The sequence below is a fragment of the Streptomyces sp. NPDC101165 genome, assembly GCF_044768135.1.
Classification (GTDB): Bacteria; Actinomycetota; Actinomycetes; order Streptomycetales; family Streptomycetaceae; genus Streptomyces.
Genome location: NZ_JBIWPG010000002.1, coordinates 622,300 through 637,363, shown reverse-complemented (window position 1 = coordinate 637,363; position 15,064 = coordinate 622,300). Strand labels below are relative to the sequence as shown.

Here is a 15,064-nt window from a genome sequence, read left to right as displayed (position 1 = left end):
CCGTGCGGACTGCCTGACCCGGAGTGGGTCAGCCGCTTGGATCAGCCGACTCGTGCGGCCCGGGGGCGAACCCTAGCCTGAATCCGGACATACAGTCAGAATCCTGACCGTGTGTCCGGATTCGGTGTTCCTGGAGAAGGGTTGCCCCCATGCCTGACCGTCCGAGGTCTCGACGACGTACGCCCCGGCTGCTCACGGCGTTCGTCGGCGGTCTGATCGGCGCCACAGCGGTGGCCGCCCCCGCCCGGGCCGACACGGGGGATGTGACGGAGTACCCGATCACCACCACCGCGGACAGCTTCCCCGCCGCGATCACGGCGGGGCCGGACGGGGCGCTGTGGTTCGCCGAGTCGGAGACGTCCAGGATCGGGCGCATCACGACCGGCGGCGCCGTCACCGACTACGCGGTCCCGACCCCGGACAGCTTTCCCTTCGACATCACCCGGGGACGCGACGGCGCCCTGTGGTTCACCGAGGTCTTCGGCAACAAGATCGGCCGGATCACCACGAAGGGCCAGGTCACCGAGTTCCCGTTGCCGACCGCGAACAGCAGCCCGACGGGGATCACCAGCGCCCCGGACGGCGCGCTGTGGTTCACCGAAACCGGGACCAACAGGATCGGGCGGAGGGCACCCGACGGCACCGTGACCGAGTACCCGATCCCGACGCCGGACAGCGACCCCTACCGCATCGCCGCCGGGCCGGACGGCACCGTGTGGTTCACCGAGACGATCAGCGGCAGGATCGGCCGGGTCGACAGGGACGGCCGGGTCACCGAATTCCCGCTGGGAGACTACGACTTCCCCTTCGACATCACCGCGGGCCCCGGTGCCATGTGGTTCACCGCGCCCGGCGCCAACGCGGTGGGCCGGATCGACCACGCGGGGCACATCACGAAGTTCCCGCTGCCGTCCGCCGACGCCGGCCCGGACGGCATCACCCACGGTCCCGACGGCAACCTCTGGTTCGCCGAACAGTCCTACGGCGTCGGCCGGGTGACACCGGACGGCCGGATCACCGAGTTCCCGGTGCCGGACGGCGTGGACAAGGTCCCCTTCCAGATCACGACCGGCCCCGACCGGCACCTGTGGTTCACGGAACTGCTCGGCAACGCCATCGGCCGCGTCCAGGCCCTGCCCGGCCGCGCCACGAAACCGGCCCCGGGGCACGTCACCACACCGGGAACGACCGCCGGCCACAAAGGCCGCACCGGCCCACCGCTCCTGTGCGCCCACCGCGCCCACGGCCCCGAACTCCCGGACCGCCTGCGCACGCTCCTCTGCAGGGGCCCGGCTGCCGTACGGACCTCGTAGCAGCCAGAATGCTTGACCGATCGTTCCAGAAATATCTAGGCTGCGTCACATGGCCAGGACCAAGGAATTCGACCCCGACGCCGCACTGCAGTCGGCCCTGGAGCTGTTCTGGCGGCGCGGCTACGAGGCGACGTCGATGAACGACCTGGTCGAGCACCTGGGCATCGGAAGGGCGAGCCTGTACGCGACCTTCGGCAACAAGCACGCGTTGTACCTGAAGGCGTTCGACCGGTACTGCGAGAACCGCGACGCGCTGCTGCTGCGGGAGCTGTCCGGCCCCGGACCCGCCCTGGCCGCCGTACGGTCCGTCATCCGGCGGTTCGCCGACGAGGCGGCCGAGGAACGGCGGCTGTGCGGGTGCTTCGTCACCAACACCGCCGCCGAGCTGGCGCCGCACGACCCGGAGGCGGCCCGCCGCGTGGAACAGCGCTGGGACTTCATGGAGACCCTGCTGCACTCGGCACTCACCCGCGCCCAGGCACAGTGCGAACTGTCCGGGGACCGCGATCCCCGAACCCTCGCCCGCATGCTGCTGGTCGTCATGCAGGGGTTGCGGGTCGTCGGCAAGGCGTCGACGGACCCGAGCCGGGTCCGGGACGCGGCGGAACAGGCCCTGGCCCTGCTCGACTGACACATCGCCCTCCGACCGAGGGCTTTTCCCTATCCACATACTGAACCGATCGTTCAATTAAGGGGGAGTTCCATGACCACTCGGAGCACGAGGAACCGCTTCACCGGCCGGACGGCACTCGTCACCGGCGCCGGCTCCGGCATCGGACGGGCCGTCGCCCTCGCGTTCGCCGCGGAGGGCGCGCATGTCGTCGTCGCCGGGCGCAGGCGGGAACCCCTTGACGAGACCGTCCGGCTGATCGAGGAGCAGGGCGGCAAGGCCCTGGCGGTGACCGCCGACGTCTCCCGGTCCGGCGACGCGGAGGCGCTGGTCCGGGCCGCCGTCGATTTCCCCCACCCTCGGCTTCGCTCGGGCGGGGGGACCTCCATCGGCTCGCTGGACGTGGCCGTCAACAACGCCGGCGTCTTCCGGGGCGGACAGCCTCTCGCCGAGCTGTCGGAGGACGACTGGCACACCCAGCTCGCGACCAACGTCACCGGCGTCCACCTGGCCCTGCAGGCCCAGATCCGCCGGATGCGCACCCAGCCCTCGGGCGGCGCGATCGTGAACGTGTCCTCCACGTTCGGCCTGCACACCACCTCCGCCGGAGCCGCCGCGTACTCGGCGACCAAGGCCGCCGTGACCGCCCTCAGCCGGGGCGCCGCCCTGGACCACATCGGCGACGGCGTCCGCATCAACGTGGTCAGCCCGGGCGCCACCGCCACCCCGATGTCGCTCCGCCCCGGTGAGACGGACGCCGACCGCACCGAGCGCGCGAAGGCCACCCTCCCGCTCGGCCGGATCTCCACCACCGAGGAGGTCGCCGCCGCCGTCCTCTACCTGGCCTCGGACGACGCGGCCTCGGTCGTCGGCACCGACCTGGTGGTGGACAGCGGCGGCTCCCTGTGAGCACACGGGTTCACGGGCCGGCGCCGTCGGACTCCCCGTAGTGGTGCGCCTGGGCCCCATCGACATCGGTCAGGTCGTCGGCCACCGCGTCCAGCGCCTGCCGGGCCCACTCGTCGAGGAACGGAAACAGGGCTCCGCAGTCCCGGCAGGCCCGCGCGAGTCCGGCACTGAAGGTCGGCCGGGGTTTCAGAATTCCCGGGCGGCGGAACCTGAGCTGAAGGCGTTCGTCCCATCGCTCACCCGAAGTGAGCTCCCCGACCGGACTCAGCCGGTCCGAGCCGCATATCCAGCAACGCATGCCGGGAACCATACGGGCCCTAGTCGATCCCAGACCGCTCGACCCCCGCCACGATCCACCGCTGCAGGCACAGGAACACCGCCAGCAGCGGCAGGATCGACACGGCGGCGGCCACGAACAGCTCGTGCAGCCGGATCACCTGGGACGTCGTGAAGGAGGACAGCGCCACCTGCACGGTCCAGGCGCTCTGGTCCTGCCCGATGACCAGCGGCCACAGGAAGGAGTTCCACGCGCCGAGGAACACGATGGTCCCGACGGCGGCGAACACCGGCCGTGCGTTCGGCACGACCACCAGCCAGTAGGTGCGCCAGTGCCCGAGCCCGTCGACCTGCGCCGCATCCTCCAACTCCCGCGGAAACCCGAGGAAGTACTGCCGGAAGACGAAGCAGGCAAAGGCCGAGAACAGCGTCGGGACGATCAGTCCGCGGAACGTGGAGATCCAGCCCAGCGAGGACACCAGCACGAAGCTCGGCACGAACGTCACGGCGGCCGGGACCAGGAGGGTGCCGAGGACACCGTAGAAGACCTTGTTCGCGTGCCGGTACGGGATGCGGGCGAGGCCGTAGCCGGCGAGGGAGGCGACGAGCAGGGTGCCGAGCGTGGTCGCCGTCGCGATCAGCGCGGAGTTGAGGAGGGAGCGGGCGAAGGGCACGGAGGGGTCGTCGAACAGCTCCCGGACGTTCCCCCACCTCAACTCCCCCGGAAGGAAGGTCCATTCCGGCGAGGTGATGTCCTGCTCGCTCGACAGGCCGTTGCGGACCAGCAGATAGAAAGGGATCAGGAAGAGCAGGGCGAGCGCGATCAGCAGCACCAGCCGCAGTGCCCGCCCGGCCCGCACCAGGGCGTCATCCATCGGCGTCCGTCCTCCCCGGCCGCAGCCACCGCGCCTGTCCCACGGTGACCACGGCGACGACCAGCGCGAGGATCACCGCCCCCGCGCTGCCGAGCCCGAGGTTCTGCCCCTGTCCGAGGGCGGTGTAGTAGAGGTGGACCAGCGGCGGCCGGGCGTACGGCGGATACCCCCTGGCGTCGGACAGCAGGTTGTAGAACTCGTCGAAGGCCTGGAAGGCGCCCACGACGAGCAGCAGCACCACCGCAACCGAGGTGGCCCGCAGCTGGGGCAGCGTGATGTGCCGCAGCACGGTCCAGCCGGGCCGGGCCCCGTCCACGGCGGCCGCCTCGTACAGCGCGGGGTCGATCCGCTGCAGCCCCGCGAGGAAGAGAATCATGTAGAACCCGGCTTGCAGCCACAGCCGTACGGTGACGATGACCAGCCAGTACCAGGGCGGCTCGGTGGTGGACAGCCAGGCGACGGAATCGCCGCCGAACCACCCCAGCACGGTGTTGGCGAGCCCGAACCGCACCCCGTTGAACAGGGACATCTTCCACACCAGCGCCGCGACGACGTAACTGCACGCGGCGGGCAGGAAGAACACGGACCGGAAGAAGGCCCGGGCGCGCCCGAGCCGATTGACCATCAGCGCGAGAGAGAGGGAGAACACGTACGTGACGGGCACGATGAACACGGTGAAGACGAGGAAGGTCCGCATGCTGTCGACGAACGCGTCGTCCTCCACCATCGCCGTGTAGTTGTCCAGCCCGACGAAGTGCGTGGGCGTGACGGTGTTGTGCGCGGCGAAGAAGCTGAGCGCCACGCTCCACAGCAGCGGAACGTACGTGAACAGGGCGAGGCCGAGGGCGAAGGGCCCGACGAAGACCCAGAACCACAGGCCGTTCCGCCGGTTCACGACCCCTTCTTCGCATTCTTCTGCACACGGTCGAGCTCGGCCGACACCTTCCGTACGACGGCCCGCAGCTCGCTCTCCGCACCGGCACCGCCCTTGATGATCCGGCTGAGCGCGTCCTGGTAGGCGGTCTGGCTCACCGGTGTCCACAGCAAAGGCTGGGCGTAGCCGTGCTCGGTGGTGAAGCGGACGGCGTCGGCGGCCGGGCCCGACTTCAGCCTGGTGGCCTTCCTGGCGAGGGAGAGCCGGGCGGGGATGTGGAAGCCGTAGGAGAGAGCGAAGTCCTCCTGGAAGTCGGTGCGTTCGACCCACAGCCACTTCACGTACGCCTTGGCGGCCTCCTGCTGCCTGCTGCGGGCGCTGACGACGGCACCGTACGCACCGACGGGAACGGCGGGCCGGCCGGCGCTGCCGTCCCCCGGAAACGGCAGCACCCCGAAGTCGTCGCCGAGCGCCTTCTGCACCTGGGGCAGCGCCCACAGCCCGGACCACTGCATGGCGGTCAGGCCCTGGAGGAAGGCGGAGGGGTCGGACCAGTCGGCGGGTGCGCCGAGGAGGAGGGACTTGTCGGCGTAGAGCCGGCGGAGCTTGCCGAGGGTGCGGGCGGCGGCGGGGTCGTCGAAGCCGACCCTGCCGTCGTCGGTGACGAGTCGAAGTCCCGCCGCGCAGAGGGGGGTTCCGCCGAGCACCCCCGCTCCCCCGTCGTTGCCGAGGAAGAGCCCCTTGACCGCGCTGCCGGTGAGTCTCCTCGCGGCGTCGACGAGGGCGTCCAGGGTGGTGGGCGGCTCGACTCCCGCGGCCGCGAGCAGACTTCTGCGGTAGTAGAGCAGTTGCGTGTCGATGGCCTGGGGAACGCCCCAGATCTTCCCGTCGTGGGTCTTGGGCGTGAGGACGGCCGGGTTGAAGTCGCCCTCGACGCCGTCGAGGAGATCGGTGAGGTCGACGACCTGGCCGCCCTGGATCTGGTCGAGCGTGGGGCTGCCCTCGAAGACGTCCGGCCCGGAGCCGGTGAGCAGGGCGGCGGCGGTCTGCTGGTCGAAGTTCCCCGGCCGCCACTGCACGCCGACGTCGGCCCTCTTGTACGCGGCGGCGTACCGCTGCACGGCCTGCTGGGTGCCGGTCTCGCCGTACTGGTGGTACCACTGCGACAGCGTCGGCCCCGAGCCGCCCCCGCGCCCGGTGTCGGACCCGCACGCCGTGAGCAGTCCGGCGCCCGCGCCCGCCGCCAGCAGCGCTCTCCGGCTGATGCTCCTCATCCTGTGCCCCTGACGTCGGTCGTCGTTGCACGGCCCAACGATCAACCATGCGCCGGGATTACGCAGGGGGTGTTGCGGCGGTGTGTCACACCTTGAGAGCGCCGAATTCCACGCCTGTCAGCTGCACCGAGGCGTCCCAGAGCAGGCTCGACACCTCGTCGTTGAGCGTCCAGGGCGCCCGCCAGGACGGCGCGGGCGCACCCCGCCAATGCGCGAACGAGGGCCCGAAGAAGGAGTCCGGTCGTACGCCGGCCGCGGTCGCCGCGTACAGCGTGGGCAGCGCGCCCGCCTCCGCCGGCTGGGCGAAGATCCGGTTGCCGATCTCCATGGCCCGCTCGGCACCCCTGCGCCCCTCGGCGCGCGGCCCGGCGGTCTGGAGGTTGGTGGCGGCGTAACCCGGATGGGCGGTGGCCGCGACGAGGTCGGCGTGCTGCCTGGTCAGCCGCCACGCCAACTCGTGCGTGAACAGGAGGTTGGCGGTCTTGGACCGGGCGTAGGCGACCCAACGCCGGTACCGGCGCTCGCTGTTGAGGTCGTGGATGTCGATGTTGGCGAGGGCGTGCATCATGCTGGAGACGGTCACGACGCGGGCGCCCGGGGTGGCGAGCAGGGTGGGCAACAGCAGCCCGGTGAGGGCGAAGTGCCCGAGATGATTGACCCCGAACTGCGTCTCGAACCCGTCCGCGGTCGTCCCGTACGGCGGCGCCATCACGCCCGCGTTGTTGACGAGCAGGTCGATCCGCTCGTACGGCACCCGGTCCGCGAAGTCCCGCACGGACGCCAGGTCCCCGAGGTCCAGCCGCTCCACCTCGACCTCGGCCCCCGGCACCTCCGCCACGATCCGCTCCCCGGCGTCACGCCCCCGCGCCTCACTCCGGCACGCGAGCACCACCCGGGCCCCCTTGCGGGCCAGCTCCCGGGCGGTGACGTAGCCGAGGCCGCTGTTGGCGCCGGTGACGATGGCCAGGCGGCCGGTCTGGGCGGGGATGTCCTGCGCGGTCCAGCCCATGGGGCTCCTCCAGGCGGCACTCGTCGGACGGACCGACAGCTCGGCCCTGGGCTGACGGGTCCAGCGTAGGCGCGACGACCACGGTTGCCCCGACGCCGTGCCGCCTCCACCCGGCAGTCGGTGAAGTTCCTGTGCCCTGCTGCGCCCCCCCGGACGGCACTCTGCGGCGACGCCCCTGCCTCGGACCACCCGTAAAATCCGCAGTGACGTCACGAAGTCTCCTGCGGCATCATGGAGTTCATGACCACACTTCGAAAGGCCGATGCCGCGTAACCGGCCCGGCGCCCTGCGCGGCGCCCACCGAACCACCCCGGGCCCCCGCATCTGGGAAGAGCCCCCTCCGGCCCGCATACCCGGCCTGTCCGACCGCACCAGCCTCGCCATCCACCGCGCGGAGCGCCTCTCCCCCGGCCGCTGGTTCTCACGCGGCGCGACCGAAACCGCCCTGCGGCGCTACCGCACGTTCCTCCACCCACCGGGACGCCGCCCTCGCTACCCCCGCGAGTCCTACTGTGCCGGTTGCCCGGGCTGCGCCCTCGACGACGTACGCCAGGCCCGGGACGCCCTGGCCGAGATCCTGCCCCTGCTCCCTCCCCGCGCACGGGCCGAACTGCAACGCGCGGTGGCACCACTGGACCGCCGCTACCTGCTCCTCACACTCCCCGACCCGCTGGCGACGCGGACAGAGCCGTGGTGGCACCGGCGTCTCGCGAAGGGCGTCGAGGGGTGGTGACCCCGACCGGGCGGCGTCCCCGCGCGGGGTCACCTCCGGTCGGGCGGGACTTTTCCCGGTGAACGGCACAACTTTTTCGGGTGAGGGTGCATCCAACACCATGACCTTCATCCACCCATTCACCCGATGGAGGCGGATGCGCCATGTCTCTGTTCTCTCACCACTTGTCCCGTCGCGGCACGGTCGCCCTGCTGACCACGGCGCTCGCCGGGCTCACGGCCGGCGGGGCCGCCTGGGGCGTGACCTCGACGGCGGCGCAGGCGTCGGCCGGGGTCCGTACCTGCTCCGCGAGCGATCTCTACCTCTCCATGGGCCGCAAGGAGGGTGCGGCCGGTTCTCTCTACTGGACCATCCGGTTCACCAACACCAGCACCACCAAGTGCGCGCTGCGCGGCTACCCGGGCGTCAGCGCCCTGGACACCGCACACCGGCAGATCGGACCCGCCGCCACCCGCACCGGCGAGTCCTACTCGACGGTGACGCTCACCCCCGCCCACTCCACCGGCGCGGTGATCCGCACCACCAACGGCCCCGTCGGCGGGCCCTGCCTGCGCACCGCCTCCTACCTGCGGATCTACCCGCCGGCCTCGCACACCGCGGTTCTGGTGCCGGCTCGCTGGACCATCTGCTCCGGCACCTTCCAGGTCGGCCCGGTCAACAACGACGGCACCTTCTGACAGTGCCGTCGGGAACACCGGAGCCCCCCGCACAGGGTGTACGGCTGACTTCCTGAGCTGGGAAGTCAGCCGTCTCCCATACGTGGAGGTCAGCAAGCCACTCACTTCGCCGTGGAAGCCGAAAGTCCTTGAACCGCGGTCCCCGTTGGGCTCGATGTCCGCGCCGTGGGCCATCCGTGGGCCAACGTACGGATTCGGTAGACCGATTGTGGCATTGCTGCAGATCAGAGGACGGATTCAGGGCGATGCCGTAACGCTCTTGAAAACCGTCGTAGTCCATGGTGAGGAGCGGCATCCGTCGGGGGCAAGGGGACCGTAGGCGTACGCCAATGCCCCGCAACCCATGCGACCAGCCCGTCAGGCTCGGGGACGGCGTCGGATCCCGCCGGCCTTCAGGCGCGGGGGGCCTTTCCCGCCTTCCCCCGCCAGTAGGCGAGGTTGTCACGGGTGGTCAGGGTGTGGGGGTGGTCCTCACCCAGCACCCGGACTCGGTCGGCCAGCAGCTCCTCGTACGCGGCTGCGGCGCCGGCCACGTCCCCCGACCTCCCCCGCCACCGGGCGAGGTTGTGGCGGGTGCCCAGCGTGGCGGGGTGGTCCTCACCCAGCACCCGAACTCGGCCGGCCAGCAGCTCCTCGTACGCGGCTGCGGCACCGGCCGCGTCCCCCGCCTTCCCCCGCCACCGGGCGAGGTTGTGGCGGGTGCCCAGCGTGGCGGGGTGGTCCTCACCCAGCACCCGAACTCGGTCGGCCAGCAGCTCCTCGTACGCGGCTGCGGCACCGGCCACGTCCCCCGCCTCCCCCCGCCACCGGGCGAGGTGGCCGCGGGTGGTCAGGGTGTCGGGATGGTCCTCACCCAGCACCCGAACTCGGTCGGCCAGCACCTGCTCGAACGCGGCTGCCGCACCAGCCGCGTCTCCCGCCGCCCCCCACCAGTAGGCGAGCTCGTGGCGGGTGGTCAGGGTGTGGGGGTGGTCCTCACCCAGCACCCGCAGCCGGTCGGCCAGCACCTGCTCGAACGCGGCTGCGGCACCGGCCGTATCTCCTGTCTCCCCCCGCCACCGGGCGAGGTTGTTGCGGGTGGTCAGGGTGTGGGGGTGGTCCTCACCCTGCACTCGCAGCCGGTCGGCCAGCAGCTGCTCGTACGCGGCTGCGGCACCGGCCGCGTCCCCCGCCTCCCCCCGCCACCGGGCGACGTGGCTGCGAGTGGCCAGGGTGTCGGGATGGTCCTCACCCAGCACCCGAACTCGGTCGGCCAGCAGCTGCTCGAACGCGGCTGCGGCACCGGCCACGTCTCCCGACCTCCCTCGCCAGCAGGCGAGGTTGTGGCGGGCGGTCAGGGTGTGGGGATGGTCCTCACCCTGCACCCGAACTTGGTCGGCCAGCACCTGCTCGAACGCGGCTGCGGCACCGGCCGCGTCCCCCGCCATCCCCCGCCACTGTGCGAGGTTGTTGCGGGTGGTCAGGGTGTGGGGATGGTCCTCACCCTGCACCCGAACTTGGTCGGCCAGCACCTGCTCGTACGCGGCTGCGGCACCGGCCGCGTCCCCCGCCTCCCCCCGCCATCGGGCGAGGTGGCTGCGGGTGGTCAGGGTGTGGGGATGGTCCTCACCCTGCACCCGAACTTCGTCGGCCAGCAGCTGCTCGAACGCGGCTGCGGCACCGGCCGCGTCCCCCGCCTCCCCCCGCCACCGGGCGAGGTTACTGCGGGCGGTCAGGGTGTGGGGATGGTCGGGGCCGAGGCGGTGGCCGGTGGTTTCGGTCAGGCGTTGGAAGTGTGCTGTGGCGGCGGTGACCTGGCCGGATTCGCCGAGGCTTCGTCCGGCCCGGTACAGCACCACATGTGCGTTTGGCCGGTACAGGGCATCTTCGGCGGTGCGGGTGAGGGTGGTGGCATTGGCGCGCAGGGCCTGGGCGAGTTCGGTGTCGCGTTCGATGACGGGCCAGGCGGCCCGGAGGGCATTGGCGGTGGTGCGGGCCAGTTGGTCGTGCTGGTCGGGGGTGAGCGTGTCACGGGTGGCGCGCTGGATGAGCTGGTGGACACGGACGGCCTGGTGCGGGGTGGCGGGGGTGTGGTCGATGAGGCTGAGCCGATCCAGCGCCCGCAGCGCACCGACCGCCTCGTCCGCAGTGACGGACACGGGAGTCCTGTCCTGCTCTTCGGCGCCGTGCCGGGTCAGGTGGGCGAGGGCGGGAGCGCTGGTAAGAACGGTTTCGGGGATGCCGTTGGGGCTGAGGAACGCGGCGAGCTGGAGCATCGGGCGGGCCAGGCCCACCGGGCGCAGGGTGTCGGCACGGTCCACGGACAGCGACCAGGCTGCCGCCGCGGTCTGGGCCTGGCCGTCGGGCAGGACCTCGGGAGCGGCGTCGGTGAGCAGGGTGGCACGGTCGGCCAGTCGAGCCCGGTAGGCGGCGGCCCCGATGCCGGCGTCGATGAGGTAGGCAGCGGCTTGCGACAGTGCGAGCGGCAGGTGCCCTAAATCCTGGGCGAGCGCGGTGAGCTGTTCGTCGGGCTCACGGCGCTCACGGGCGCCCAGCACGGCGGTGAGGTAGGCGAGGGACTCGGCCTCGGTAAACAGCCCGACCTTGATCAAACGGCCCGCCAGGGCGGCATCCTGACGGCGGGTGGTGACCATGGTCCGGCCGTGCGGCCCGGCCGGCGGCCACAACCCGTTCAGGTCGGCCGGGTCGGTGACGTCGTCGAGCACGACCAACCACCGGCACGGCGTGGCGTTCGCCTTGGGTTCCAGCCAGGCCAGGAACGCGCGCGCGGCCGTCTCCCGGTCCGCCGGGTCGGCGCCCAGGATCTCCACCGCGGCCTGCGCATACCCGGAGGCGGCCGCGGTCGCATTGCTCGCGGTGATCCACACCAGGAGGTCCAGTTCACCGGTCTGCAAGGCGGTGCGGGCGTAGTCGGCGGCCAGCTGGGTCTTGCCCACCCCGCCCATCCCGGCCAGCACCTGACCGTGCACCGTGTCCTGCCCCACCAGGACCGCGGCCCGTCCGCCCGTGAGGGCTTTCCGCAGCCGGACCACTTCCGCGCGGGTCTGGAAACAGCCCGCCTGCGGCGGGATCACCCCCACCTGATGCGGCCACCCGGCCGCAGGCCGCCGGGCCCCGTAGTAGTGATGGTTGTCGACCTTGCCCGTGACCGGACCTCTGAACAAACCATCACGGAAATCGACGTGGTCCCCGCCCTCAGCGCCGTACCGCGCCTCCCCGCCCGCCACCAAAACCCCCTCGAACCCGGTCGGATCCAGCACCCCGACCGTACCCGCGCACCCACCCCCGCCACCGGCTCTTCACGACACAGGGCAGACCTGGAGCAGACGCTGATTCCCCCCAGGCGTCCCCGAGCAGCGGCACGCAGATGCAACCTGCAGGTCACGGATAGCGGCCTGAGCCCGCTGTAGATCTGCCGGCTGCGTCAGCTGGGCCGTCTCCGAGCCGTCCGAAGGCGACCAACAGCGACCGCCAACAGCCATGAGGGCGCGGCCGCCGACCGTCGGCGCGGCAGGACCCGGCCGGCTCCGGGAGGGCACACCGAGGGCACAACGACGTCACGCGAGAGGGGCGCCACCCCCGCACAGGGTGGCGCCCCTCCTTTTTCGTGCGCCGGAGCCGCCGCCGATCGGTCTGAGGGTCGGGGACCGACGGCGGCTCCGGGGTCGGGGGAGGCCGGGCGCTGGGGCCGGGCCTCCGGCGGAGGTCAGCGGTGGTCGCTGCCCTCCGACTGGGTGGCCGCGCGGCCTGCCTCCAGGCGGGCGACCGGGATGCGGAACGGGGAGCAGGAGACGTAGTCCAGGCCGACCTCGTGGAAGAAGTGGACCGACTCGGGGTCGCCGCCGTGCTCGCCGCAGACGCCGAGCTTCAGGTCGGGACGGGTCTCACGGCCCGCCTTCGCCGCCGCCTTCACCAGGGAGCCGACGCCGTCCTTGTCGATCGTCTCGAAGGGGCTGACGCCGAAGATGCCCTTCTCCAGGTAGGCCGTGAAGAACGAGGCCTCCACGTCGTCGCGGCTGAAGCCCCACACCGTCTGGGTCAGGTCGTTCGTGCCGAAGGAGAAGAACTCCGCCGCCTCCGCGATCTGGCCGGCCGTGAGGGCCGCTCGCGGCAGTTCGATCATGGTGCCGATCGCCAGCTTCAGCTGGGTGCCGGTGGCCGCCTCGACCTCGGCGATGACCTGGTCGGCCTCGTCGCGGACGATCTCCAGCTCCTGGACCGTGCCGACGAGCGGGATCATGATCTCGGCGCGCGGGTCGCCCTTGCCGTTCTTGCGCTCGGCCGCGGCCTCGGCGATGGCACGGACCTGCATCGTGAACAGGCCGGGGATGACCAGGCCCAGGCGGACGCCGCGCAGGCCCAGCATCGGGTTCTGCTCGTGCAGACGGTGGACCGCCTGGAGCAGGCGCAGCTCGTTCTCGTGCGGCTCCTGGCGGGACTCGGCCAGGGCCACACGGACCGACAGCTCCGTGATGTCGGGCAGGAACTCGTGCAGCGGCGGGTCGAGCAGGCGGATGGTCACGGGCAGGCCGTCCATCGCCTCGAACAGCTCGACGAAGTCCTTCTTCTGCAGGGGCAGCAGCTCCCGCAGAGCGGCCTCGCGCACCTCCTCGGTGTCCGCGAGGATCAGCCTCTCGACCATCTCGCGGCGCTCACCGAGGAACATGTGCTCGGTGCGGCACAGGCCGATGCCCTGGGCGCCGAAGCGACGGGCGCGCAGCGCGTCCTCGGCGTTGTCCGCGTTGGCGCGCACCCGCAGGCGGCGCTTGCGGTCGGCGAAGGCCATCATGCGGTGCACGGCCTCGACCAGCTCGTCGGCGTCGTCGGCGCCCGGGTGCATCCGGCCCTCGAAGTACTCCACCACGGGGGACGGGACCACCGGGACCTCACCGAGGTACACCTTGCCGCTGGACCCGTCGATGGAGATCAGGTCGCCTTCCTCCACGACGTGACCGCCGGGGACCGTCATACGGCGGCGCTTGGTGTCGACCTCCAGCTCCTCGGCGCCGCAGACACAGGTCTTGCCCATGCCGCGCGCGACGACGGCCGCGTGGGAGGTCTTGCCGCCGCGGGAGGTCAGGATGCCCTCGGCCGCGATCATGCCGTCGAGGTCGTCGGGGTTGGTCTCCCGGCGGACCAGGATGACCTTCTCGCCCGAGCGGGACCACTTCACGGCGGTGTACGAGTCGAAGACCGCCTTGCCGACCGCGGCGCCCGGCGAGGCCGCGATGCCCCGGCCGACCTGCTCGGCCTTGGCGTGCTCGTCGAAGCGCGGGAACATCAGCTGCGCCAGCTGGGCGCCGGTGACGCGCTGGAGCGCCTCGGTCTCGTCGATCAGGCCCTGGTCCACCAGCTGGGTGGCGATGCGGAAGGCGGCACCGGCGGTGCGCTTGCCGACTCGGGTCTGGAGCATCCAGAGCTGTCCGCGCTCGATGGTGAACTCGATGTCGCAGAGATCCTTGTAGTGGTTCTCCAGGGTCTCCATGATCTGCATGAGCTGGTCGTACGACTTCTTGTCGATCGACTCCAGCTCCGCGAGCGGGACCGTGTTGCGGATGCCAGCGACCACGTCCTCGCCCTGGGCGTTCTGGAGGTAGTCGCCGTAGACGCCCTGGTGGCCCGAGGCGGGGTCGCGGGTGAAGGCGACGCCGGTGCCGGAGTCGGGGCCGAGGTTGCCGAAGACCATGGAGCAGACGTTCACCGCGGTGCCCAGGTCACCGGGGATGCGCTCCTGGCGGCGGTACAGCTTGGCGCGGTCGGTGTTCCACGAGTTGAAGACCGCCTCGATGGCGAGGTCCATCTGCTCGCGCGGGTCCTGCGGGAAGTCCCGGCCGGCCTCGGTCTTGACGATCTTCTTGAACTTGGTGACCAGCTTCTTCAGGTCGGCCGCTTCGAGGTCCGTGTCCACGGTGACCTTCTTGGCCGCCTTGGCCGCCTCGAGGGCCTCCTCGAAGAGCTCGCCGTCGACGTCGAGGACGGTCTTGCCGAACATCTGGATGAGACGGCGGTAGGAGTCCCACGCGAACCGGTCGTCGCCGGCCTGCTTGGCCAGGCCCTGCACCGACTTGTCGGAGAGGCCGATGTTCAGGACGGTGTCCATCATGCCGGGCATGGAGAACTTCGCGCCGGAGCGGACGGAGACCAGCAGCGGGTTGTCGGCCTGGCCGAGCTTCTTGCCCATGTTCTGTTCGAGGGCGTCGAGGTGCGCACTCACCTCGTCACGCAGTGCCGCGGGCTCCGCACCGCTCTCCAGGTAGACCTTGCAGGCCTCCGTGGTGATGGTGAAGCCGGGAGGGACCGGAAGACCCAGGTTGGTCATCTCGGCGAGGTTGGCACCCTTGCCGCCGAGGAGGTCCTTGAGGTCCTTGTTGCCCTCGGTGAAGTCGTAAACGAACTTCGCTACCTGGGGTTCTTTGTTTTCCGACACGGGTCTCGACTCCTTGAGGCCGCGGTGGCTGCCCTGACGGCGAGGAACATACCCAGATCGAAGGCGTCTGGGTACGTCCACTTGTGC

The 15,064-nt window shown here is 71.2% G+C and carries 12 protein-coding genes; 5 read left to right on the top strand and 7 right to left on the bottom strand.

Going from position 1 to position 15,064, the window contains the following annotated elements; translation table 11 throughout:
* Positions 1–149: 149 nt before the first annotated feature.
* From ACIRVH_RS06330 to ACIRVH_RS06320, 3 genes are all read left to right on the top strand, one after another.
* Positions 150–1,313 (top strand): hypothetical protein, encoded by a 1,164-nt coding sequence (locus ACIRVH_RS06330; protein WP_403948640.1) that lies wholly within the window; start codon positions 150–152, stop codon positions 1,311–1,313.
* Positions 1,314–1,362: 49 nt separating this feature from the next.
* A complete protein-coding gene (locus ACIRVH_RS06325; RefSeq protein WP_403948638.1) occupies positions 1,363–1,944 on the top strand; it encodes a TetR/AcrR family transcriptional regulator in 582 nt (193 codons plus the stop codon).
* Positions 1,945–2,016: 72 nt separating this feature from the next.
* A complete protein-coding gene (locus ACIRVH_RS06320) occupies positions 2,017–2,832 on the top strand; it encodes an SDR family NAD(P)-dependent oxidoreductase (RefSeq protein WP_403948637.1) in 816 nt (271 codons plus the stop codon).
* A gap of 10 nt (positions 2,833–2,842) precedes the next feature.
* Here ACIRVH_RS06320 and ACIRVH_RS06315 read toward each other — a convergent pair whose 3' ends face one another.
* The 5 genes from ACIRVH_RS06315 to ACIRVH_RS06295 all read right to left on the bottom strand — a co-directional run bounded on the left by ACIRVH_RS06315 (position 2,843) and on the right by ACIRVH_RS06295 (position 7,140).
* Positions 2,843–3,130 carry a hypothetical protein gene (locus ACIRVH_RS06315; RefSeq protein ID WP_403948636.1) on the bottom strand — a complete coding sequence of 96 codons (288 nt, stop codon included), beginning with the start codon at positions 3,128–3,130 and terminating at the stop codon, positions 2,843–2,845.
* Positions 3,131–3,149: 19 nt separating this feature from the next.
* Entirely contained in the window at positions 3,150–3,983 is an 834-nt protein-coding gene (locus ACIRVH_RS06310) for a carbohydrate ABC transporter permease (RefSeq protein WP_403948634.1), read from the bottom strand.
* On the bottom strand, positions 3,976–4,878 hold the full coding sequence (locus ACIRVH_RS06305; RefSeq protein ID WP_403948633.1) for a carbohydrate ABC transporter permease: 903 nt from the start codon (positions 4,876–4,878) through the stop codon (positions 3,976–3,978). Before ACIRVH_RS06305 ends, ACIRVH_RS06310 begins: the two co-directional genes overlap by 8 nt.
* The gene (locus ACIRVH_RS06300; protein WP_403948631.1) at positions 4,875–6,131 is read right to left on the bottom strand and encodes an ABC transporter substrate-binding protein; all 1,257 of its coding nucleotides are present in this window, start codon (positions 6,129–6,131) and stop codon (positions 4,875–4,877) included. The genes ACIRVH_RS06305 and ACIRVH_RS06300 overlap by 4 nt, the downstream gene beginning before the upstream one ends.
* A gap of 85 nt (positions 6,132–6,216) precedes the next feature.
* Positions 6,217–7,140, bottom strand: coding sequence for an oxidoreductase (locus ACIRVH_RS06295; protein ID WP_403948630.1), 924 nt, complete (start codon positions 7,138–7,140; stop codon positions 6,217–6,219).
* A gap of 262 nt (positions 7,141–7,402) precedes the next feature.
* Here ACIRVH_RS06295 and ACIRVH_RS06290 point away from each other — a divergent pair, with 262 nt between their 5' ends.
* Both ACIRVH_RS06290 and ACIRVH_RS06285 read left to right on the top strand, forming a co-directional pair.
* Positions 7,403–7,873, top strand: a complete 471-nt coding sequence (locus ACIRVH_RS06290) for a hypothetical protein (protein WP_403948628.1) — start codon at positions 7,403–7,405, stop codon at positions 7,871–7,873.
* A 143-nt stretch (positions 7,874–8,016) separates the two neighbouring features.
* Positions 8,017–8,550 carry a DUF4232 domain-containing protein gene (locus ACIRVH_RS06285; protein ID WP_403948627.1) on the top strand — a complete coding sequence of 178 codons (534 nt, stop codon included), beginning with the start codon at positions 8,017–8,019 and terminating at the stop codon, positions 8,548–8,550.
* 392 nt (positions 8,551–8,942) lie between these two features.
* On the opposite strand, the gene ACIRVH_RS06280 is transcribed toward ACIRVH_RS06285, so the two are convergent.
* Positions 8,943–11,714 carry a tetratricopeptide repeat protein gene (locus ACIRVH_RS06280; protein ID WP_403948625.1) on the bottom strand — a complete coding sequence of 924 codons (2,772 nt, stop codon included), beginning with the start codon at positions 11,712–11,714 and terminating at the stop codon, positions 8,943–8,945.
* 542 nt (positions 11,715–12,256) lie between these two features.
* Entirely contained in the window at positions 12,257–14,977 is a 2,721-nt protein-coding gene (ppdK, locus tag ACIRVH_RS06275; RefSeq protein WP_403948624.1) for a pyruvate, phosphate dikinase, read from the bottom strand.
* Positions 14,978–15,064: the final 87 nt, after the last annotated feature.